20 protein-coding genes are annotated in these 22,156 nt (G+C 64.6%); 9 read left to right on the top strand and 11 right to left on the bottom strand.

Annotated features, from left to right (window positions below):
* Window positions 1-121: 121 nt before the first annotated feature.
* Together AB7Z56_RS25070 and AB7Z56_RS25075 are read right to left on the bottom strand one after the other, a co-directional pair.
* Entirely contained in the window at window positions 122-1,399 is a 1,278-nt protein-coding gene (locus AB7Z56_RS25070) for an ArgE/DapE family deacylase (protein WP_135216866.1), read from the bottom strand.
* Between the two features lie 52 nt (window positions 1,400-1,451).
* Complete coding sequence (locus AB7Z56_RS25075) at window positions 1,452-2,177, bottom strand: pyridoxamine 5'-phosphate oxidase family protein (RefSeq protein ID WP_135216865.1); 726 nt, start codon at window positions 2,175-2,177, stop codon at window positions 1,452-1,454.
* A gap of 75 nt (window positions 2,178-2,252) precedes the next feature.
* Between AB7Z56_RS25075 and pdxR the strand changes: the two genes are divergently transcribed.
* Together pdxR and AB7Z56_RS25085 are read left to right on the top strand one after the other, a co-directional pair.
* The gene (gene pdxR, locus AB7Z56_RS25080; RefSeq protein WP_354131227.1) at window positions 2,253-3,722 is read left to right on the top strand and encodes a MocR-like pyridoxine biosynthesis transcription factor PdxR; all 1,470 of its coding nucleotides are present in this window, start codon (window positions 2,253-2,255) and stop codon (window positions 3,720-3,722) included.
* Window positions 3,723-3,789: 67 nt separating this feature from the next.
* Window positions 3,790-4,035 (top strand): DUF6719 family protein, encoded by a 246-nt coding sequence (locus AB7Z56_RS25085; protein ID WP_071914551.1) that lies wholly within the window; start codon window positions 3,790-3,792, stop codon window positions 4,033-4,035.
* A gap of 3 nt (window positions 4,036-4,038) precedes the next feature.
* Here the strand turns inward: AB7Z56_RS25085 and AB7Z56_RS25090 are convergent, their stop codons facing one another.
* Both AB7Z56_RS25090 and AB7Z56_RS25095 read right to left on the bottom strand, forming a co-directional pair.
* Window positions 4,039-4,404 carry a hypothetical protein gene (locus AB7Z56_RS25090; protein WP_063983641.1) on the bottom strand — a complete coding sequence of 122 codons (366 nt, stop codon included), beginning with the start codon at window positions 4,402-4,404 and terminating at the stop codon, window positions 4,039-4,041.
* Window positions 4,405-4,463: 59 nt separating this feature from the next.
* Window positions 4,464-4,628: a hypothetical protein gene (locus AB7Z56_RS25095; RefSeq protein ID WP_354131226.1), complete on the bottom strand. Its 165-nt coding sequence runs from the start codon at window positions 4,626-4,628 to the stop codon at window positions 4,464-4,466.
* A 413-nt stretch (window positions 4,629-5,041) separates the two neighbouring features.
* On the opposite strand from AB7Z56_RS25095, the gene AB7Z56_RS25100 reads away from it, so the two are divergent.
* Window positions 5,042-5,245: a hypothetical protein gene (locus AB7Z56_RS25100; RefSeq protein WP_354131225.1), complete on the top strand. Its 204-nt coding sequence runs from the start codon at window positions 5,042-5,044 to the stop codon at window positions 5,243-5,245.
* 33 nt (window positions 5,246-5,278) lie between these two features.
* Here AB7Z56_RS25100 and AB7Z56_RS25105 read toward each other — a convergent pair whose 3' ends face one another.
* On the bottom strand, window positions 5,279-5,827 hold the full coding sequence (locus AB7Z56_RS25105; protein WP_028157500.1) for a CreA family protein: 549 nt from the start codon (window positions 5,825-5,827) through the stop codon (window positions 5,279-5,281).
* Window positions 5,828-6,035: 208 nt separating this feature from the next.
* Here AB7Z56_RS25105 and AB7Z56_RS25110 point away from each other — a divergent pair, with 208 nt between their 5' ends.
* The 4 genes from AB7Z56_RS25110 (at window position 6,036) to AB7Z56_RS25125 (ending at window position 10,071) form a co-directional block, all read left to right on the top strand.
* On the top strand, window positions 6,036-7,655 hold the full coding sequence (locus AB7Z56_RS25110; RefSeq protein WP_354131224.1) for a L,D-transpeptidase: 1,620 nt from the start codon (window positions 6,036-6,038) through the stop codon (window positions 7,653-7,655).
* Window positions 7,656-7,765: 110 nt separating this feature from the next.
* Window positions 7,766-8,332: a glutathione peroxidase gene (locus tag AB7Z56_RS25115; protein WP_247311262.1), complete on the top strand. Its 567-nt coding sequence runs from the start codon at window positions 7,766-7,768 to the stop codon at window positions 8,330-8,332.
* A gap of 166 nt (window positions 8,333-8,498) precedes the next feature.
* A complete protein-coding gene (locus tag AB7Z56_RS25120) occupies window positions 8,499-9,512 on the top strand; it encodes a polysaccharide deacetylase family protein (protein WP_028147793.1) in 1,014 nt (337 codons plus the stop codon).
* 7 nt (window positions 9,513-9,519) lie between these two features.
* Window positions 9,520-10,071, top strand: a complete 552-nt coding sequence (locus AB7Z56_RS25125) for a dihydrofolate reductase (protein WP_028147792.1) — start codon at window positions 9,520-9,522, stop codon at window positions 10,069-10,071.
* 182 nt (window positions 10,072-10,253) lie between these two features.
* On the opposite strand, the gene AB7Z56_RS25130 is transcribed toward AB7Z56_RS25125, so the two are convergent.
* Together AB7Z56_RS25130 and AB7Z56_RS25135 are read right to left on the bottom strand one after the other, a co-directional pair.
* Window positions 10,254-10,706 (bottom strand): DoxX family protein, encoded by a 453-nt coding sequence (locus tag AB7Z56_RS25130; protein WP_354131223.1) that lies wholly within the window; start codon window positions 10,704-10,706, stop codon window positions 10,254-10,256.
* Between the two features lie 350 nt (window positions 10,707-11,056).
* On the bottom strand, window positions 11,057-13,366 hold the full coding sequence (locus AB7Z56_RS25135) for an NADP-dependent malic enzyme (protein ID WP_063983646.1): 2,310 nt from the start codon (window positions 13,364-13,366) through the stop codon (window positions 11,057-11,059).
* 246 nt (window positions 13,367-13,612) lie between these two features.
* Between AB7Z56_RS25135 and AB7Z56_RS25140 the strand changes: the two genes are divergently transcribed.
* Window positions 13,613-15,586 carry a hypothetical protein gene (locus AB7Z56_RS25140; RefSeq protein WP_354131222.1) on the top strand — a complete coding sequence of 658 codons (1,974 nt, stop codon included), beginning with the start codon at window positions 13,613-13,615 and terminating at the stop codon, window positions 15,584-15,586.
* A gap of 70 nt (window positions 15,587-15,656) precedes the next feature.
* On the opposite strand, the gene AB7Z56_RS25145 is transcribed toward AB7Z56_RS25140, so the two are convergent.
* On the bottom strand, window positions 15,657-16,598 hold the full coding sequence (locus tag AB7Z56_RS25145; protein WP_208067597.1) for a transposase: 942 nt from the start codon (window positions 16,596-16,598) through the stop codon (window positions 15,657-15,659).
* 268 nt (window positions 16,599-16,866) lie between these two features.
* Complete coding sequence (gene aspS / locus AB7Z56_RS25150) at window positions 16,867-18,639, bottom strand: aspartate--tRNA ligase (protein WP_135215317.1); 1,773 nt, start codon at window positions 18,637-18,639, stop codon at window positions 16,867-16,869.
* A 197-nt stretch (window positions 18,640-18,836) separates the two neighbouring features.
* Between aspS and AB7Z56_RS25155 the strand changes: the two genes are divergently transcribed.
* On the top strand, window positions 18,837-20,315 hold the full coding sequence (locus tag AB7Z56_RS25155) for a protein adenylyltransferase SelO (protein ID WP_135215316.1): 1,479 nt from the start codon (window positions 18,837-18,839) through the stop codon (window positions 20,313-20,315).
* A gap of 120 nt (window positions 20,316-20,435) precedes the next feature.
* Here the strand turns inward: AB7Z56_RS25155 and AB7Z56_RS25160 are convergent, their stop codons facing one another.
* Together AB7Z56_RS25160 and AB7Z56_RS25165 are read right to left on the bottom strand one after the other, a co-directional pair.
* Window positions 20,436-20,969 carry an REP-associated tyrosine transposase gene (locus AB7Z56_RS25160; protein ID WP_135215315.1) on the bottom strand — a complete coding sequence of 178 codons (534 nt, stop codon included), beginning with the start codon at window positions 20,967-20,969 and terminating at the stop codon, window positions 20,436-20,438.
* 75 nt (window positions 20,970-21,044) lie between these two features.
* Complete coding sequence (locus tag AB7Z56_RS25165; protein ID WP_354131221.1) at window positions 21,045-22,055, bottom strand: M23 family metallopeptidase; 1,011 nt, start codon at window positions 22,053-22,055, stop codon at window positions 21,045-21,047.
* Window positions 22,056-22,156 lie beyond the last annotated feature (101 nt).

Consider the following 22,156-nt stretch of genomic DNA (forward strand, 5'->3'; position numbering starts at 1 on the left):
GCCCACCCTACAGGACCGTCCGCCCATCATTGCGAGCGCAGCGAAGCAATCCAGTCTGCTTCCGCAGCGACGCTCTGGATTGCTTCGTCGCAAGGGCTCCTCGCAATGACGGCGGAGAGACCTACGCCTTCTCCACCCCGCACCAATCCGCGATGAACAGGGCCATCGCCTTGGTCGACTTCTTCAGCGACTCCAGGTCGACGAATTCGTTGAAGCCGTGCATCTCGCCGCCGCTCGCGCCGAAGCAGAGGCTCGGGATACCGTGATTGAGACCGTAGAAGCGGGTGTCGGTGAGCGCGGTGAAGACGAGGTCTTGGATTTCGCCGCCATAGACGGTGTTGAAGGCCTTGCCGAACGCGGCCTCGGGCGCCGCGGCGTCGGTCAGTTCATACCCCTCCGACAAAAAGCCCGACCATTCGACCTCCGGCGGATTGTTGGCGAGGAAGCGGTGGTTGCGCGCGGCAGCCGCAACGCAGGCCATGATCTCCTTCTGGTGATCGGCGATCGACCAGCCCGGCAGGACGGCGATACGACAATCGACGTCGCACCAGGCCGGCACGCTGGAGGCCCAGTCGCCGCCCTTGATGATGCCAGGGTTGAAGTTGATGGGATGGTTCAGCGTCTTGAAGTACCGATCGGCTTTCGCGCGCTCGTTCCATTCGATCTCGAGTTTCTGCAGCGCCTGGATCAAATGATAGGCCGCCATGATTGCGTTGGCGCCGGAGCCGGCGAAGGCAACGTGGGTCGGATGGCCCTTCACGCGCAGGCGAAACCAGATCACGCCGACCTGCGAGCGCACCATCTTGCCGCCGGTCGGCTCCGGGATGAAGCAGGCGTCGGCGCGATAGCCGCGCTGCAATGTCGAGAGCGCGCCGACGCCGGTGCTCTCCTCCTCGATCACGGACTGGAAGTGGATCCGCGCCGTCGGCTTGAAACCCGCCGCCTTGATCGCATCCAGCGCGTAGAGCGCGCCGATCGTGCCCGACTTCATGTCGCAGGCGCCGCGGCCGAACATCTTGCCGTCCTTGATGACCGGCGAGAATGGCGGCGTGTCCCACAGTTCCAGCGGCCCCGCGGGCACCACGTCGCAGTGCCCCTGGAGGATCAGCGATTTGCCGCCGTTCGTTTGCGGGCGGTAGGTGCCCACCACCGTGCGCGCCTTGGAGAAATCGTGCTCGATCGGACCGAAACCACGCAGATCCTTGAGGTCATCGACATCGATGTGCCAGTCGTCGACCTCGTAGCCGCGTTCGCGCAGGAGGTCGCCGATCATGTCCTGGCACGGCCCCTCGGCCCCGCGGGTCGAAGGGATCGCAACGAAATCGCTTGTGGTCGCAAGCTGGGCTTCGAAGCCGACATCGACGGCGTCAAGAATCCTCTGCTGCGTTTCGGCATTCATCAGGCAACTCCAAGCATCCAATTGGTCAATGGTGCGCGCAAGCTAGCCGATTTCAGCCGTTCGGGTACTCCACAAAATAAGCATCCCGCAATGCATCTTCGAGCAGCCGGCCTTCCGAATAGCCATTCAGCGTCGCAGGCCGGGTTACACCATCCAGCAGGCGCGAGCACGGCTCCGGCGCGCCCAAGACGGTGCGCACGGGGATGCACTCGGCATAGATCGGCAACTCGTAGTCCTCGTCGTCATCGGCGACACCCTTGGCGCGGACTTTGGCCGAGGCCTCCTCGATCTCCATCGCGATGAAGGAGGTCGCCTTGATCTCCTGCGTGTTGCTCTGACGCAGGGTCGCGGTGCGGTCCGGGAAGAAGCGATCGACCATGGCGATCACCGCCCGCTCCTTCTCCTCGGAATCGGTGACGAGATAGGCAGTGCCGAACGCCATCACGGCGCGGTAGTCGGCGGAATGGTTGAAGCCGCAACGCGCCAGCACGAGGCTGTCGAGATGGGCAACGGTGAGGCAGACGCGCTCGCCCCTGGTCTGATTGCGCAGCATGCGGCTCGCGCTCGAGCCGTGCCAATAGAGTTTTGTCCCTTCGCGCCAGAAGAAGGTCGGCGTGCAATAGGGCTGGCCGTCGATGACATAGGAGACGTGGCAGAGCATCGAGGAATCCAGGATGCGGTGAACGGTGTCGTGATCGTAGAAGCCGCGGTCGTGACGGCGCTTGACCTGGTTGCGCGCTGACGTCGGATAGGAATTCTGGCTTTCAGTTTGGCTCACGGCCGCTCCTGTCGGGCTTGGAACAATTCCAGGAGAGTTGTAACCGCGGATTTGGTCTGCGATAGTGCCAATTCCATGCGAAAAATTCCAACCAATTCACCCGCGCCCGCCAAGGCGGAGTTGCCCCTCGACCTCACCGGCCCGCACATCACCGCGGTCGCGTCGTCGGCGCACCGGCTGTACCAGGCGTTGTGCGACATGATCGTCTCTGGCCTCGTCAAACCCGGCGAGCCGCTGCCGCCGTCGCGGACACTGGCCAAGCAGACCGGCTTCCGCCGCAACGCCGTCGTCACTGCCTATGAGCGGCTGATCGCCGACGGCTTTGCCGACGCGACCGTTGGCTCCGGCACTTTCGTCGCCGCGCGCATTCCGGCGCCTGCGGCCGATTCGAAGAAGCCGAAGGCCGTGGTCGAAGCACCGCGGCAGGGCGCGTTCTCGCTCGGCTGCACCCATATCGACGAGCGCGCGGTGCAGCGCTTCCGTGCCTTCCTCGGACGGCGCATGCGCGCGTTCGGACCTGAGCATCTGCACTATGGTGATCCCCGCGGCAGCCGCGAGCTGCGCTCCGCGATCGCCGATCATCTGCTGTCAGCGCGTGGCCTGCGCTGTGACCCCGATCAGATCATGCTGACCTCGGGCACGCTGCACGCGTTGCGCATCGTGCTGAGCGCGATCCTGAGGCCCAACGATCAGGTCTGGTGCGAGGACCCGGGCTACCCCGCCGCGCGAAACACCATTTGGCATTGCGGTTATCGCGCCGTGCCCGTCCCCGTCGACGAGCACGGGATACGTGTCGCCAAGGGCCGCACCGCCGTATCGTCCGCACGCGCGGCCTATGTGACGCCGTCGCACCAGTTTCCGCTGGGCGTGCAGATGTCGATGCCGCGACGGCTGGAGCTGCTGGATTGGGCGAAGCAGGCCGGCGCCTTCGTGCTGGAGGACGATTACGACAGCGAGTTCCGCTATGACGGCGCGCCGTTGATGTCGCTTGCCGGCATCGATCATCTCCAGCGCGTGATCTATATGGGCACGTTCGCCAAGACGCTGTTTCCGGGCCTGCGCATCGGCTATTGCGCGCTGCCCGAGCGGCTGATCGCGGACGTCACGGCCGCGCGCGCCGCGCTCGACCGCTTTCCCGGCACGCTGATGGAGGGCGCGGTGGCCGACATGCTCAATTCCGGCGCGTTCGCCGCCAACCTGAAGCGGGTACGAAAGCTCTATCGCGAGGCGCGCGACGCGCTGGCTGAGACCCTGGAAACAGCATCCGACGGCGCGTTGTCGGTGCCTGTGCCGTCGCAAGGGCTGCACCTCGTCGCCCGGTTCGATCCATCGGTCGAGCTGTCGGCGGCGGCAGAAGCGAAGCAGGCGGCAGGCGCGGAAGGCTGGCTACTGGCCGACACCTATTCGCGCGCGCGTCCCCTGCCCGGGTTCGTGCTGGGATTTTCCGGCCACGCGGTTCCGCAACTCGTGGCCTCCGCCGAACGGCTCGCGCTGGAGTCGCGTGGCGCCTTGCGCGCGAGGAGCAAATCGGCCCGGCGGGCGTGACGAACGTTCACTATGAGAATCGCCTGCCGCTCCCTACATTGCGGCATCGATGCCGGGACCTCACATCATGCTGCTGCGCCGCGCGACCTGCCTCTCGCTGCTGATCTCGGTCGCCCTCGCGACGGCGGCGCATGCCGTCACTGTCGGACGTGAACAGGACATCACCGATCTCAAGCTCGGCCAGCGCGTGCAAGTGGATGACGGAACCTGCCCCGCCGGGCAGGTCAAGGAAGTGCGCGGTGCGAGAATGACCGACAAGGGCGTCGCGCGGACCATCGCCTGCGTTCCGCGCTTCGGTCCGAAATCGAAGTGATGGTTACGACTTCGCCGGGTCGAACATGCACTGCAAGGTCGGTTTGGCGATCTTGGTGAAGGTCGAGCCGATCTCGCCCTGCTTGGACGCGGGCACCCAATCAGTCTCGATCGTTGGCACGCCGGTCTCGCTGATGCCGCGCAACAGCGCCTCGCGCAGATCGCGGTCCTCGACGGCAGCAACGGCGTGATCATGCAGGCAGCCGCAGACCTCCTCGGGATGCTCCCAGCGCCCGAGCATCCGCGGCGCACACTGACGCATGAACTCGCTGCGGGGATCCGGTAGCCTCGAAGGAGCGCGAACCTGCGCGTGGGCAGCGCTGATCGTCAGAAGCGAAACGAACGCTGCGGCGCAGAATCGGACAATCATGATGGCCTTTATCGGCTGGTTTTTCTTGTGATTTTTCTTTTGATTTTCTTGGCTGTCGATCAGAAACGCGCAGCGACCACGATCGGCTGCGGCGCCGTGGTGGTGACCGGCGAGCCGCTGTACTGGAAGGTGCCGACACCCGGGAGATTGCCGTCCGGCGCCCCCGCGAACGAAGAGCCGGCGAGCACGAAAACGAAGGCAAGGATGAAGCTGAGCGTGCGCATGATCTCGTGTCCCAATTCCTTGGCCGGCGGTGCGTCGTCGTTGTGAAGCTGATAACCATGCGTCGTTTCGCGCGTGATGCGCCAAAAGCGGAAAATGGTTTCGTCTTTGTGAGAATTGTTTCGTCACGCGCTAGGCGACGAAACATTCAGCGGAAAATCCCAGTCTTTTCAAATGGGTCGCGCCGCGCCTGAAAGTGGCCTTGCAGGCTCTGTCCCTGCTTGGAAGCAGACCCACACTGCGCGCCGTCACACGCACGCCTTCCGCACTTCACATGCATTTTACGTTTTTCTGCTGAAGAGAAGCCCGAACGGGGGCTGGGTTCCGTCGAACCGGGCGCGATTCGACTGCGACCCAAGCCATCGAAACCGAGAAGCCCGGAACCACCGGGCGCGTTCAGTTGAGGGATGCCATCATGACGGCGCAAGATCGCGCAACGCCGCGCGACGCGGACCTGCGGACGGACCGCGCCGACCAGCGACCCAGCCGCGTCGCTTCAATCGGGGCGATGTCGCTGCAGTCGGACCGCGGCCACGAGGCCGCGCCACAAGCATTCGTGCGGCTGACCGGCTCGCATCTCGCAAAACCGCGCGCCAGCCGCACTCTCGTCACTGAGTGAACGCAAGAGCGTCACTGAGTGAACGCACGCGCGTCACTGAGTGAAGAACTCGCCGCACTTCTGGACGTTGGCGTCAGCCGGTCCCCACGGCATGACCGGTACCGTCGAGGTCGAGTTCTTCGGCGAGCCTTCGATCAGCCGGTCCGAATAGACCATGTAGACCAGCACATTCCGCTTGGCGTCACAGCCGCGCACGATCTGCATCTTCTTGAAGAACAGCGAGCGGCGCTGGCGGAACATGTCGTCGCCCTGCTCCATCTTGTTCTTGAACTTGATCGGACCGACCTGGCGGCAGGCCAGCGAGATATCCGAGACCTCCTCGGCAAGGCCGAGCCAGCCCTTGAAGCCGCCCTTCTCCGGCACCGTGAAATGACAGGCCACGCCCTCGACTTCGGGGTCGTCGAGGCCGTAGGTCGCGAGCTTGTCATTCGGGCTCATCCATTTGAATACCGTCGAGCGGCGGAAGATCAGATCCGGCTCGTCGGCGGCGATTGCAGAACTCGCTGGGACAGCGAGCAACAGGAGGAATAAAGCAAGGCCTTTCAAGCGGATGCCGGAAAGACCGGGGAAACGAGATGACATGAAGTTCTCCGGTAACAAGTCCCGGCAATGTAGGCATGCGACAGCCGGTCAGGAAGACGACCGGGAGCCAACGCGGTCGCCGTTTACCGCTCCGTGAGGCTTTTTTGCTACGTCATGGACAAAATTCGCTGACGGCAGAACTGCCGTGCTAGTGAACGCGTATCCCCTCTGCGAGACTAATTTCTGAGTTGGATTGTGGATTCGAGGAATGAATAGCGTGAACGGGGCCAGTTTTTCTGCCAGGCCGGCCCGGCTGTGGCAGGTCGCCATTTTGACGGCGGCGGGTGCGATTGGCTTGACCAGCCAGGCGGACGCGGCGTTCTACTACTGGAGCGACTACTCCGACGGGTCCTACGCCGCCCGGCAGGAGCGCTATCCCGACATTCCCCGGCAGAAGCCTCAGAAGCGCAGTACGGCTGGCAAGAAAGCGGTCGTCGCCGAGAAGGAAGCCGGCACGAAGCCGCAAGGTCCGCTCGTGATCGTCGTGTCGATCGATCGGCAGAAGGTGACGGTCTACGACACCAACGGCGTGTTCGCGGAATCCGCGGTGTCGACAGGCATGAAGGGCCACTCGACGCCGATGGGCGTGTTCAGCGTGATCCAGAAGCACAAATTCCACCAGTCCAACATCTATAGCGGCGCGCCGATGCCGTACATGCAGCGGATCACCTGGTCCGGCATCGCCATGCATGCCGGCGTGCTGCCGGGCTATCCGGCCTCGCACGGTTGCATCCGCATGCCGATGGCGTTCGCGGTGAAGATGTGGAACTGGACCAGGATGGGCGCGCGCGTGATCGTCTCGCCCGGCCAGATGTCGCCGCAAAATTTCTCGCATCCCCTGCTCGCCTCGGTGCGCGTGCCGCCGCAGCCCGCCGCCAGCCTGGAGCCGCAGACCAATGTCGGCGACAAGGCCGACAAGGGCGCCGCACCAACCAAAGTCAGCGAAGCAAAACCCGTCGAGACGAAGACCGCCAGCGCGGAGAGCGCGCTCGAGCTGCGTTCGTCGCTCGGCCATACCGTGATGTCGGATGCCACCACCGGCAATGCACCGGCGCGCGCGGAAGCAGCCGCACCAGCCGACAAGGTTGAGGCCAAGTCTGAAAAGAGCGCCGAGGCATCTGCCCCGGTCAAGCCGCAGTCGGAAGAAGCAGCCAAACCCGCAAGCACCGACGCAAAGCCCGTTGAGGCCGCGGAAGCGCCCAAGACTGCAGAAGCGCCCAAGGCTGAAGCCGCCGAGCCCGCGAAGAAGCCCGATGCGCCCGCTGCCGCACCGGCGCTCGCCGCCTCGCCCGACGCCAAGAAGGACGAGACCCGCGTCGCTGATCCTGCGCCTGCCGCGAAGCCGGAGACGCCCAAACGGGCCGGCCAGATCGCGGTGTTCATCAGCCGCAAGGACTCCAAGCTCTACGTGCGGCAGAACTTTGCGCCGCTGTTCGAGGTTCCCGTCACGATCGCTGCGAGCGACCGGCCGCTCGGCACGCACGTGTTCACCGCGGAGGTCGACAAGACCGACACCAACGCGTTGCGTTGGTCGGTGGTATCGCTGCCGGTCTCCGCCCGCGCCGCCGCGCGCGAGGATGACAGCCGCGTGACACTCCGCCAGCGTGGCGCCGCCGTGATCCCCGTCGCCGCCAAGCCCGTTACAGCCAAGCCCGTGGTCATGCCGGACAGCCCAGCCGAGGCACTCGACCGTATCTCGATCCCTGCGGACACCATGGCGAAGATCAACGAGATGCTGACATCGGGCGGCTCGATCATCGTCTCCGACCAGGGCATCAACCAGGGCGAGACCGGCGAAGGCACCGACTTCATCGTCCGCCTGTACTAGAGCGCTTTCGAGCGAAGTGGCGCCGCCCCGCGTCCGATAACGCGGTGTTGACCAGGCGCGTCGCGCCGACGCAGTAAGGTGCGTCCCGGATCACGTCGGGGGACGTTGCCATGCTGAACCGCAGGACCATGCTCGCCGCGCTGGTCGCGACTACCGCGTCTGCTGGACGCAGCCGTGCCGATGGCGGCATGAGCCGAATCTCGGCCTATGCCTTCTCCTTCCCTGCATTATCAGGCGACGACATCCGCCTTGCCGCGTTCACGGGCAAGCCGCTGCTGGTGGTCAACACTGCTTCGCTCTGCGGCTACACTCCGCAATACGCCGGCCTGCAAGAGCTCTGGAGCGAGTTTCGCGAGCGCGGGCTCACCGTGATCGGCGTGCCCTCCAACGATTTCGGTGGCCAGGAGCCCGGCGGCACCAGCGAGATCACGGAGACTGCACACCACCAATACGGCGTTACCTTCCCGATCGCGGCCAAGGCCGTGGTGCTCGGCGCCAAGGCGCATCCGTTCTACAAATGGGCGGCCGAGGCGCGCCCCCGCGACGTTCCGCGCTGGAACTTCCACAAATACCTGATCGGGCGCGACGGCTACATTGCCGAGGTGTATCCGTCTGCGGTCGATCCGACGGACACACGGGTCAAGACGGCGATTGCGAAGGCGCTGGCCGACAGCTGACACCCGCAAGCCCGCATCCGGTTGGGCACAATTGTGGCGGGGTGCCAAACAGCCGTTGCAATGACGAGGGCCCACCATCTAGGCTAGGACTATCAAGGGGCAGGATGGTTTTGCCAGAGGCGAAAAGCTGCGGCGGAACAACGGGATCAATCTCGAGGACAACACCATGCGTGTGGCGGCAGGACTGATTTTGGCAAGCGCGATGTCGGTTGCGATGGCAGGCGCAGCGTGGTCGCAGACCCCGGCCGCAAAGCCCGCAGCCGCCACACAGGCGGCACCTGCTGCAGCCCCCGCCGCAGCACCGGCGCCCGCTCCCGCGGCGGCAGCCGCTGCGCCGACGCAAGCGGCCTTCCCGCCCCCGCCCAAACAGGCGCCCCAGCCCGCCCGCGCGGCCTGCAACACGCCCGGCGCGCTCGGCGTCGCCCGCACGGTTGAGATCGACACCACGGGTGGTCCGGGCTTCGGCTTCGAGCATTTCAAGGAGCTCGACTTCCTGCGCGACAAGGAGGTCGTGCTGACCTTCGACGACGGCCCCTGGCCGAAGAACACGCCCGCCGTGTTGAAGGCTCTCGCCGACGAATGCACCACCGGCATCTTCTTCTCGATCGGCAAGCACGCGACCTATGAGCCGGAGATCTTGAAGCAGGTCTATGCGGCCGGCCACACCGTCGGCGCCCACACCTGGTCGCACGCCAACCTCAACAACAAGAAGCTCACGGAAGCGCAGCGCAAGGAAGAGATCGAGAAGGGATTCTCCGCAGTGAAGTGGGCGCTCGGCGGCATCTCGCCCTCGCCGTTCTTCCGCTTCCCGGCGCTCCAGCACCCGCCGGAGATGGTCACCTATCTCGGCAACCGCAACGTCGCGATCTTCTCCTGCGACATCGACTCCTTCGACTTCAAGGCCTCGAAGCCCGAGAAGGTGATCGAGACCGTCATGAAGAAGCTCGACACCAAGGGCAAGGGCATCATCCTGATGCACGATTTCCAGAAGCACACCGCCGAAGCCCTGCCCGAGTTGCTGAAGCGGCTGAAAGCCGGCGGCTACAAGGTCGTGGCGATGCGCGCCAAGTTCCCGGCCTCGACGCTGCCGGAATACGACCAGGAGCTGCTCAAGGACGTCAAGCTGCCGACGGTGAGCACGCGCCCGGTCAATTCCGTCGTGACGACGGTCTCGGAATAGACCGCAATTGTCTTTCCGGTTTGAAGGTTACGTCATCATATCGGCGGACGGCATGCTTGCCGATCCGTCGCACATCATGCCCTCAACGTTGGTGTTCGAAGGCGACAAGCGCTTTTTCGAGCAAGCGCTCGATCGAGCCGCGGTCGTCGTGCACGGCGGACACTCGCACGAGCAGCAGCCGAATTCGCCGAAGCGCAAGCGGCTGATCCTCACCCGCAAGATCAAGGCACTCACCGTCGACCCGGAGATGCCGAACGCGACGCTGTGGAATCCCGAGCATGCGAGCTTCGAGGAGGCCTGCGCTTTCGCCGATGTCGCCTCCGGCACGGTCGCAATCATCGGCGGCCCCGTCGTGTTCGACATGTTCATGGACCGCTACGACACGTTCTGGCTGTCGGAAGCACCGCATGTGCGGTTGCCCGGCGGCGAAGGCTGCTTTGTCGGCGTGCCGGAGCGGACGCCGCATGAGGTGCTGGCGTCACACGGGATGAAGCCGGGGGCGCCGTATCTGCTCGACGCGGCGCATGACGTCACGGTGACGCCGTGGCGTCGAGTCTAGCGCAGGCGATCTGCGCTACGGCGTCGGAAGGTGATAGGCCAGCACGCCGCGCAGCGTGTGCACCGTGCCGCCCGCGCTCAGGCTGGTCATGAAATCAGACGCCAGATCGTCTCGCGCCCCGAGATGGGTGACGCGATATTCGGCGCGGGCGGAGATGCTGTCGGACGAGCCATCAACTCGCTTTACACGTCGCCGTAGGCCGTCTCGGCTGAGCGCGTAGCGCGGCCGTAGCCCATGATCATGAACAGCGCGCCGATGATCGAGAGATTCTTCAGCGCATCGACCACCATCCTGGCGTTGTCGGGCGCGGCCTGATTCCAGAAATCGGAGAACAGGACGGTCGAAACCGCGATGTAGATGATCATGAGCAATGCGAAAAAGCGCGCGCCGAAGTTCAGCGCAATCATCAGGCCTGCAATGATCTCAAGCCCGCCGGCCGCGATCGCCAGCAGTTGCGGCGTGGTCATGGCGGTCGCCGTCTCGATCTGCTTGGTGTAGGACTCGATGACCTCAGGCACCACCACCTTGGTGGCGATGAAATCGGCCGTCGCCTGGAGGGGAAAGAACTTGGTCGCGCCCGTGTAGATGAACAGCACGGCGAACAGGATTCGCCCGAAAGTCACGAACGCTGGCATGATCGGCCTCTTGGCTCAGGCTTTTTGAAAAAGGCATCTTCACGAGAGTACCGGGCGATTATGAAGAGTCGTGCGCCGGTTTACAAACGGGGAAATGGCGAACTGCGAGCAATTCAAAGTTGGCGGCACGGGCGGTGCAGCTTCTCCCCCTGTGGGAGAAAGTGGCATAGGCGGCCTGCGGCCGCCGTTCTTAAGAACGCCGAAGCGAAGCTTCGGCTATGGCGCCGGATGAGGGGTATCTATCCGCGAGCTCAATAGCGGTGGGACTCGTGGATAGAGACTCCTCACCCGTCTCGCCGCTAACGCCGCGATCCACCCTCTCCCACAGGGGGAGAGGGTAAGACGGCATCTTACGTAAACAACGTCGGCTGCTGCCGTGCAGCGCGCTCCTGCGCTTCCACGACCGCAACGGCCGTCATGTTGAGGATGCCTCGCGCCGTCACCGACGGCGTGAGGATATGGGCGGGGCGTGCCGGGCCGATCAGGATCGGGCCGACGGGGAGCGCATCCGCCAACGACTTGATCATCTGATAGGCGACGTTGGCGGTGTCGAGGCTCGGCATGATCATGATGTTGGCCTCGCCCTCCAGCTTCGAGTGCGGCAGCACCATTTTCCGCGCAGCAGCTGAAAGTGCCGTGTCGCCCTGCATCTCGCCGTCGGCCTCGATCTCCGGATGCTTCTCCTTCAACAGCTGGGTCGCCCGGCGCATCTTGCGCGAGGACTCGGTGTCGTAGCTGCCGAAATCCGAGTGCGAGACGAAGGCGATCTTAGGCTTGATGTTGAAGCGCTGGACGTGGACCGCCGCCAGCGAGGCGATCTCGGCGAGCTCCTCGGCGCTCGGATTGGGCCGAACCTGCGTGTCGGCGATGAAGAAGGCGCCCTTGCTGGTGATCAGCAGCGCCAGCGCCGCATAGTCGATGATCCCCGCGGAGAAGCCGATGATCTCGCGGACATGGCGGAGGTGGTGCATGTAGCGGCCTTCGACGCCGCAGAGCATGGCATCCGCCTCCCCGCGCATGACCGCGAGCGCGGCGATCACCGTGTTGTTGGTGCGCACCACCGTACGCGCCGCATCCGGCGTCACGCCGCGGCGGCCGGCAACCTCGACATAGGACTGCACATAGGAGCGATAGCGCGGATCGTCCTCGGGATTGACGAGGTCGAAATCCTTGCCTGCCTTGATCGACAGGCCGAAGCGCTTGATGCGCGCCTCGACGACCGACGGACGCCCGACCAGGATCGGCGTCGCCAGCTTCTCCTCCAGCACCACTTGCGTGGCACGCAGCACGCGCTCGTCCTCGCCTTCGGCGTAGATCACGCGCACCGGCTGGGTCTTGGCCTTGGCGAACATCGGCTTCATGACGAGGCCGGAGCGGAAGGCGAAGCGCTCGAGCAGCGCGGTGTATTCGTCAAAGTTGGTGATGGGGCGCGTCGCGACGCCCGACTCCATCGCCGCCTTGGCGACGGCGGGCGCGATGCGCAGAATCAACCTGGGATCAAAGGGGCTCGGGATCAGCGAGCCCGGGCCGAAGCCCTGCGTTTCGCCGGTGTCAAAGCCTTGCGCGACCGCATCCGACGGCGCCTCGCGCGCGAGCTGCGCGATGGCCTCGACGGCAGCGTGCTTCATCTCCTCGTTGATGGCGCTGGCGCCAACGTCGAGCGCGCCGCGGAAGATGAACGGAAAGCACAGGACGTTGTTGACCTGGTTCGGATAGTCGGAGCGGCCGGTGCAGATCATGGCGTCGGGGCGCACCTTCCGCGCCTCCTCCGGCATGATCTCCGGGGTCGGGTTGGCGAGCGCCATGATCAGGGGCTTGTCGCCCATCGCCTTGGCCATCTCCGGCTTGAGCACCCCTGGTGCCGACAGCCCGATGAAGATGTCGGCGCCGCCGATGACGTCGCCCAGCGTGCGCTTGTCGGTCTTCTGCGCGTAGACCGCCTTCCAGCGATCCATCGTGGTGTTGCGGCCTTCATGCACGAGACCGTCGATGTCGCAGACCCAGATGTTCTTGCGCTGCGCGCCCATCGACACCAGAAGGTTGAGCGTCGCGATCGCGGCGGCGCCTGCCCCCGACGCGACGATCTTGACGTCGGACAGCTTCTTGCCGTTCAGCCTGAGACCATTGGTGATGGCGGCGGCGACGATGATGGCGGTGCCGTGCTGGTCGTCATGAAAGACCGGGATCTTCATGCGCTCCTTCAGCTGCGCCTCGATCTCAAAACATTCCGGTCCGCGGATGTCCTCGAGATTGATGCCGCCGAAGGTCGGCTCGAGGGCCGCCACGGTCTCGACCACGCGCTCGATGGTGTCGGCGGCGATCTCGATGTCGAACACGTCGATGCCGGCGAATTTCTTGAACAGGACGGCCTTGCCCTCCATCACCGGCTTGGAGGCCAGCGGGCCGATATTGCCGAGGCCGAGCACCGCGGTGCCGTTGGAGACCACCGCGACCAGATTGGCGCGGGTGGTAAGCGTGGCGGCCTCCGCCGGGTTCTTGGCGATCTCGGTACAGGCGGCGGCAACGCCCGGAGAATAGGCAAGCGCGAGGTCGCGCTGGTTGGCGAGCGGCTTGCTCGCCTGGATCTCGAGCTTTCCGGGGCGCGGCAGACGGTGATAGGCCAGCGCCGCCTGGTGGAGATCATCAGAATAAGACGACATGCGGTGTCTCGCCTCGCGTTACCGGCTTCAAAATGCCTCATCCGGAGCCGCCGCCCAAGCGGACGGTATTTCCGGGTCATGGAAACGGGATGAAGCACGGCGGGCGCCCCGGTGGCAACATCCGATTACGGCCCCATCAACAGGGCGCATGGTCAAATACCTGATAGCGCTAGCTTTCCCTAGACCGCGCGGCATTTCCCGAATATGGCAGGTTGCGCAGTGCAAAACGGGCAACTGGAGCTGGGAATGAAGCGAATCCTGATCGGCCTGATCGTGGCAGCCGTGCTTGCCGCGGGCGGATGGTTCGGCTTCAACCTCTATGTCCAGCACCGCGCGACCAGCGAGGTCGAGGCGGCGTTCGAGCAGATGCGCCAACAGGGCGGCAAGGCGAGCCACGGCAAGATCACGTTCGAGCTCGCGACCCGGACGCTGACGATCGAGGATATCGCGGTCACTCCCGGCAACCTGCCGCAGGCGCAGATCAAGATCGCCGGCATCAAAGGGACGGGCGTTCGCCTGGTCGACGATATCAGGTTTTCGGCCGACAGCATCGACATCACCGGTGTTGAGGTCGCACTGGACCAGGCTCCCCCGGCAAAACTGAAGGTCTCCTACAAGATCCCGCAATTGACGATGCGCGACTACGCCGGTCCCGTTCACGCCGCGGCTGCGCCAGCGGACAACTCCCTGATCGAGATGTACCGCTATGCGCTCAGCCAGTACACGGGCGTCACGGCCTCGTCGCTTACGGCCCCGACACTGACGATGAGCTTCGATTCCGGCAACGCTGCCGCCGGCAGCGGCGAGTTCACCTATACCGGGCTGGCGATCCAGAACCTCAAGCACGGCAAGATCGATGCGATGAAGGCCGACCGCGCCGTCATCTCGGTCGAGGTGAAGCAGCCAGGCAAGCCGGACAAGCTGACAGGCGAGCTGTCGAACATCATCGTCAACGATTTCGATGCCACCGCGATCCTCGCGGCGCTCGATCCGCAGACGAGCGGCGACGACAACTATCGCCGGGTCTACCGGCAAGTCTCGGCAGGCCCGTACACGCTCAAATCGGCACAGGCGATTCGCGTCGATATCGACGGCTTCGCCATCGAGGACATCGCCGTGCAGCCGTCGAAATTCCGGCTGGCCGACGTGCTCGCCGCGCTGCCGCAGGATCAATCGGCGCCCCAGACGCCGGCGCAGGCGCGCGAGCTGCTGGAGAAGCTCGCCGGGGTCTACGAGGGTGTTCGCATCGGCAAGGCCGAGATGGGCAAGACGTCGATCGGGACGCCGCAGGGAACAGCCAAGATCAATGCGGTCAGGTACCGCGAGGGCGAGTTCGCCGTCGAGGGCGTCGATACGCCGTCGCCGCAAGGGCAGTTCAAGATGGAGCGCTTCGCGCTCAAATCGTTCAGCATTACGAACCTGATGCGCTGGGCCGCTGGCCTCAGCAATCCCGGGCAGGCGCCCTCGCCCGACCAGATGCTGGGCTTGTTCCGGGTGCTCGAAGGTGCCGAGATCAAGGGCGTGGTCTCGCCCTTCAAGAACACGCGGCAGCTCGTCACCATCGACACGATCAGCCTGAATTGGGGCCAGCTGGTCGGATCGATCCCGAGCAAGGCCAATCTGGTCGTGAAGATGGTCACGCCGACCGATCCCTCCAATCCGGCGCAGCGGCCGCTGATCATGGCGGGCGTGGACAAGCTGGCGATCGACCTCGATCTCGGCGCCGCCTGGACGGAGTCCTCGGGCGCGTTTGCGCTTGCGCCCGCCACCATTGATCTCGGCAACCTCGCCAAGGCGCAGGCCCGCTTCGCGCTCGCCAATGTGCCGCGCGGCCTGTTCACCATGACCGACCCGATGGAGGCTATGAGTGAGATGGCGCAGGTCGAGACCGGCACGCTCGAACTCTCCCTGCGTGACAGCGGCGTCGTCGATCTCGTCGTGGCGCAGTTCTCGCGCATGCAAAATGTCAGCCGCGACGCCGCCCGCAGTACCATCGCCGAGATGATCCGCGCGCAGGGCGAGAAGGTCACGGCCGCCAATCTCGATGCCAAAGCGGCGGTCGATGCACTCGCCGGCTTCGTCGAGACCTCAGGTCAGACGCTGACGATCAAGCTGACCCCGCTCGGCAAGGTGCCGGTGCTTCAGCTCATGGACGCACTGAACAGCGAGCCGATCGTCGCGCTGGCGCAGTTCAGGATCGAGGCGTCGACGGGGCTGTAGGCGACGGCGGTGGTCTTGTGTTCCGGACGCGCTGCAGCGTTCTTACGCTGCTGCGCAGAGCCGGCAACTGTTATGTCGGCTTGACGTTCAGGTAGGGCTTCCTGTCGCGCATCATGGCGTTGAGGACCGTCAGCAGCTTCCTGGCGACGGCAATGAGGGCGAGTTTGGCTGGTTTGCCGGCCTGTCGCAATCGTACGTAAAAGACCTTGAACGGATCGGCCCGGCGGACCGCGTTGAGAGCAGCCATGTAAAGGGCATCACGGACGCGCTTTCGGCCCCCGGCGATCTTACGTTTGCCACGGTAAGCCCCGCTGTCGACGTTGAAGGGAGCCAGGCCGGCTAGCGCTGCCACCTGCTTCGGTCCCACTTTTCCGAGTTCCGGCATCTGCGCGATCAGTTGCATGCAGGTTACGGGACCCACGCCAGGAAGTGAACGTATCAACTGCGCATCGCCCGAGATCTCCGGCTCGGTCTTGATCAGCGTGCTGATGTCGGCCTCGATCTCGGCGATCTCGCCGTCGAGGACCTCGATGAGACGGCCGATACGATCGGCCATGGCACGGTCGTCGGCCTCGCTGCGCCGGTTCTTCTCCTGCGCACGCATGAGGACCAGCTGATCCCGCCGTTTTGCGAGCCTCGCCAAGGCATTGCGGGCGGGATTGGCAATTTGCTCGGTGGCTGGCTTCAGGGCCCGCGCAAAGGCCGCCAGCATCCTCGCATCGATCGGGTCGGTCTTGGCGAGCTGGCCGCTGGCGCGCGCAAAGTCGCGAGCCCGGGCCGGGTTGATCCGCGCGAAGCGGATACCGGCCTGACCCAGCGCCTCGCGAAGTTCGAGATCATAGACACCCGTTGCCTCGAAGACGACCAGCACGTCGCATCGCCAACGCGCCACGATCTGTGTGATGGCCTGCGGCGCGTTGGCGATGCGCTCCGGCACACCCAAGCCCTCATCGAAGATATCGAGATGTTGTTTGGAGACGTCGATTCCGACGTAACGAAGGGGTATGATCACGGTGCCTGTCCCTGTGATGCGAGGTCTGTTGCCGCAGCCTCGTGCAACTGTTCAGGTTGATAGATGGAACGGGCGGGAGACCGGGCCGGATCACGGCGTCAAGCGCCAAGGACCCAACGGCTTCCCGCCCACTCCATCATGACAGGCTTCCAAGACACAGGGACCCAGAAGCGCCGCTGCTCGCCGAGACGTGGGCCCCGGCTCCGCAGCGCACCGCCGAAGTCGCGCTGCGCTGCGTCCGGGGTACGGGACCGAAAACCGGCTCAGATCACTTCTGCGGCAGATTCACCCGCACATGCAGCTCGCGGAGCTGCTTGGTGCTGGGCTCCGACGGCGCGCCCATCAGCAGATCCATGGCCTGCTGGTTCATCGGGAAAAGCGAGATCTCGCGCAGATTATTGGTGCCGCACAGAAGCATCACGATGCGGTCGACGCCCGCGGCCATGCCGCCATGCGGCGGCGCGCCGTATTGGAAGGCGCGGTACATGCCGCCGAAGCGGTCGACCACTTCCTGCTCGCCGTAACCCGCGATCTCGAACGCCTTCACCATCGCTTCCGGCACGTGGTTGCGGATGCCGCCCGAGGCGATCTCGTAGCCGTTGCAGGTGATGTCGTACTGGAACGCCTTGATGGTCAGCGGGTCCTGGCCCTTCAACGCGTCGAGACCGCCCTGCGGCATCGAGAACGGGTTGTGCGAGAAGTCGACTTTCTTGTCGTCCTCGTTGTACTCGTACATCGGGAAGTCGACGATCCAGGCGAGCTCGAACCGCTCCTTGTCGGTGAGGTTCAATTCCTCGCCGACCTTGTTGCGGGCAAGACCTGAGAATTTCCAGAACTTGTCGGGGTCGCCGGCGACGAAGAAGGCGGCATCGCCTTCCTTGACGCCGATCTGCGCGCGGATCGCAGCCGTACGCTCTGGCCCAATGTTGTTCGCGAGCGGACCCGCGCCCTCGCCGCCCTCGCGCCACATGATGTAGCCGAGACCGGGTTGGCCTTCACCCTGCGCCCACGAGTTCATGCGGTCGCAGAACGCGCGGCTGCCACCGCCCGGCGCCGGGATCGCCCAGACCTGGTTCTTGGGGTCTTCGAGCATGCGCGCAAAGACCTTGAAGCCGGAGCCGCGGAAATGCTCGGAGACGTCCTGCATCTCGATCGGGTTGCGCAGGTCCGGCTTGTCGCTGCCGTATTTGCGTAGCGCTTCGGCGAACGGGATACGGCGCCAGTTCTTGCTCACCGGCTTGCCCTTGGCGAACTCCTCGAACACGCCGGTGATCACGGGCTCCATCGCCGCGAACACGTCCTCCTGCGTGACAAAGCTCATCTCGACGTCGAGCTGGTAGAACTCGCCCGGCAGACGGTCGGCGCGCGGGTCCTCGTCGCGGAAGCAGGGCGCGATCTGGAAATAGCGGTCGAAGCCCGACATCATCAGCAGCTGCTTGTACTGCTGCGGCGCCTGCGGCAGCGCATAGAACTTGCCGGGATGGATGCGCGAGGGCACCAGGAAGTCGCGCGCGCCTTCCGGCGAGGACGCAGTCAGGATCGGGGTGTTGAACTCGAAGAACCCCTGCCCCTCCATGCGCCGACGCATCGACTTGATGATTTCGACGCGCGTCATGATGTTCTGGTGCAGCTTCTCGCGGCGCAAATCGAGGAAGCGGTACTTCAGGCGGATGTCCTCAGGGTATTCCTGATCGCCGAACACCGGCAGCGGCAGGTCGCCGGCCGGACCGAGCACCTCAATCTCGCTGACATAGATCTCGATCTTGCCGGTCGGCAGATCGTCATTGTCGGTCCCCTCGGGGCGGCGGCGGACCTTGCCGTCCATCTTGACCACGAATTCCGACCGGAGCTTTTCGGCCAGCGCGAACGCCGGCGAGTCCGGATCGACCACGCACTGGGTCAGGCCGTAATGGTCGCGCAGGTCGATGAACAGCACGCCGCCATGGTCGCGAACGCGATGGACCCAGCCCGAGAGGCGAACTGTTTCGCCGATGTTGCTCTCGCGGAGCGCGCCGCATGTATGTGACCGGTAGCGATGCATGGTCGTCCCAAAATCAATGTCGGAGGGGTCGAATCGGACGGCCTGAAACGACCGGTCCGAAGTTGCGGCAGGGTTTACCCGACGAGGCCGGAGGCGGCAACCAAGGGAACGGGCTGTTTTGGGGCCGAAGCGCCCATTTTTGGCCGATTGGGCCTCAAGCCTTTGCCATCAGGCGTTCCCCGCCTATCTTTACCTCCATGACCGTCCATTTCCCCTTCCAGAACTCGTATTCGGCACTGCCGGACAGCTTCTTTGCCCGGGTCGCGCCGACCCCTGTGGCCGCCCCCCGGCTGATCAAGCTGAACCGGCCGCTGGCGGTCCAGCTCGGGCTCGACCCTGACCTGCTAGAGACCCCTGAGGGTGCCGAAATCCTGGCCGGGAAAACGGTTCCCGCTGGCGCCGACCCAATCGCCATGGCCTATGCCGGCCACCAGTTCGGGCAATTCGTGCCCCAGCTCGGCGACGGCCGAGCGATCCTGCTCGGCGAGGTCATCGACAGAGACGGCATCCGCCGCGACATCCAGCTCAAGGGCTCGGGTCCCACCCCGTTCTCCCGCCGCGGCGACGGCCGTGCTGCGTTGGGTCCGGTGCTGCGTGAATACATCGTCAGCGAAGCCATGTTTGCGCTCGGCATCCCGACCACGCGCTCGCTCGCCGCGGTCGTCACCGGCGAGCACGTCATCCGCGAGACCGCGCTGCCCGGCGCTGTGCTGACGCGCGTCGCCGCGAGCCACATCCGCGTCGGCACCTTCCAGTTCTTCGCCGTCCGCCGCGACACCGGCGCGATCCGCCGGCTCGCCGACCACGTCATCGCCCGCCACTATCCGGATCTGCTCCATGCAGAGCGCCCCTATCACGCCCTGCTCGCCGGCGTCGTCGCGCGTCAGGCCGATCTCATCGCGCGCTGGTTGCTGGTCGGCTTCATCCACGGCGTGATGAACACCGACAACTCTTCGATCTCGGGCGAGACCATCGATTACGGCCCCTGCGCCTTCATGGATGCCTACAACCCCGCGCAGGTGTTTTCGTCGATCGACGAGATGGGCCGCTATGCCTATGCCAACCAGCCGCGCATCGCGCTGTGGAATCTGACCCGGCTCGCCGAATGCCTGCTGCCGCTGTTCTCCGACGATCAGGAGAAGGCGGTCGCGGAAGCCCAGGACATTCTCGGCGCTTTCTCCGAGACGTTCAGCACCGCCTATCAAGCAGGCCTGCGCAAGAAGGTCGGCCTGTTCACGGAACGCGACGGCGACGAGGCGCTGATCCAGGACCTGCTGGACGCCATGGCCAAGAACCAGGCCGACTTCACCCTCACCTTCCGCAAGCTCGGTGACGCCGCAGGCGACGAGGCCGCCGCTGCCGACGTCCGCGCGCAGTTCATGGACCCCTCAGCCCTCGACGACTGGGCCAGACGCTGGCGCGAGCGCACCGCGCTGGAGCCGCAGGCCGCAGCCGAGCGGCAGGCCGCCATGCACGCCGTCAACCCGATCTTCATCCCGCGCAACCACCGCGTCGAGGCCGTGATCCAGGCCGCGGTGAACAACGACGACTACGCGCCGTTCGAAGAGCTGGTGAAGGTGCTGGCCAAGCCGTTCGAGGAGCAGCCGGACTATGCCGCCTACGCCGATCCGCCGCTGCCGGACCAGCGAGTGCTGCAGACGTTCTGCGGGACATAGCAACAAACTCGGTGCGTAGGGTGGATTAGCCGAAGGCGTAATCCACCGCTTCTCTCAACCAGACGAGAGTACAGAGGTGGATTACGCTTCGCTAATCCACCCTACGAGCTAACGCGATCGTCACGCCCGCTCACCGAATTCGCCCGCGATCTTGGCGTCACCGCCCGAATCCTCGGGAAATAATCCAGCCCGCACATCGCGGTGAAATGACGAGTACCGCCAATCGCAAACCTTCGAGACATGACCGTGCTTGACGGGATTGTAATAGCAATATTCGACGTGGCGGGCGTAGTCGGCCTCGTCACGGATCAGATGCTCCCAGAACCGGCGTTGCCAGATGCCGCGTTCGTTCCGCGCCGCACGGACAACGCTCAGCCGCTCATTCGCTGGGAGTGCTTTGGCAAATCGCGTCTTGATCAGCCTCCAGCGGACCGAAAAATTGGCATCGTCCGGTGGCAGCTTCCAGATCGCGTGGAGATGATCCGGTAAAACTACGAAAGCATCGATCTCGAAAGGATGGCTCCGGCGCGTTGCGGCGACCGCGTCCCGTAAGATTTCGATGTGGTGGGTCAAAAGAGCTTTCCGCCGATCGAGCAGGTTCACGGTGAAGAACCAGCCCCCTCCGGGGATGAATGCGCGGCGGTAGTCGGACATATCACCGATAACACAACTTGAAGTTGGCTCACAGTGGTGGATTACGCCTTCGGCTAATCCACCCTACGCACCTTCTTACTTCGTCGCCTTCCTGATCCCGCCGAACGACGCCGCGTCGAACTTCTGCGGATCGACGGGATCGTAGCGGGACCACTCCATGTCGGGCACGTTGGCATACCGCTCGGCCCAGGCCTTGTTCGTCGTCGTCGTTCCGGGCGCGACGGGGCGGATCTCGAAATGCAGCACCTTGTTCGGGTCGATCTCGCCGATCGTGTCCTTTGCCTTGACGCTCGCGCCCACCGCAAGCGCCTCTCCCTTCGGCCCGACAATGCGGCCAAGCTGGACGTAGCGCGTGTAGATGACGCCGCCGTTGGGATAGGTGTGCTTGAGCACGACATAGCGGCCGCAACCGCCGATCACGGGCAGGTCGGCCGGCGCCTGCTCGCTGGTCTCGATCTTGACGACGACGCCGTCCGCCATCGCCGCCACCGGACCGCCTGCCTTGTCGGAGGTGAAATCGACGCCGGGATGCTCGTCCTGGGTCCAGCATCCACAGGAGGTCATCGTCTTGTCTGCCGGCTTGTCGGCGCGCGGAAAGCTGCGCGGGGTGAGGAATTCATTGACCAGCAGCCCCGGCCCTTCGGGGGACGTGAAGGCATGGATCGCATAGAGCGAGAGCTTGTCCCCGACCGGCACCTCCGCCGGCAAGAAGCCGTAGACCACATCCTGGATGAAGACCTTGAGCTCGCGCCCCTTGGCGGAGCGGACCGTGATGCAGTTGGTCGCCTGCAAGGCGTCGGCGTCGGTCTTGGGCATGCCGCTCATGATCAGCGATCGCTTGAGCGCGCCGCTTGCGCACGGCTCGCCGTGGGAGGCCAGCGTGACGTCGAGCTTCAGCGGCGACATCGGGTAGACGTCGAGGCCGGTGGCCGGTCGCCGCCGTGCCAGGAACTCGTCGAGATCGGTCTCCTTGTAACGGGCGAAATTGAATTCGGCGCGCGCCGCATCGGGGACGGCGGAGAGGACGACAAGCAGCAGGGAGACGGCAAGCAAACCCAGCTTGGGGAGGCCACGCGGCGGCAACATTCGGAGGTCTCGTGATGCAAATTCGGTGAGCAGCATGAGCAAACCACGACCGCATCTTCGCGGCAAGGTAGACCGCATCTTGCGCCTCAATCGTGAGAGGT

Origin of the sequence: Bradyrhizobium sp. 482_C4_N1_8 (genome assembly GCF_052075965.1) — a bacterium.
In the GTDB taxonomy this organism is placed as follows: Bacteria; Pseudomonadota; Alphaproteobacteria; order Rhizobiales; family Xanthobacteraceae; genus Bradyrhizobium; species Bradyrhizobium barranii.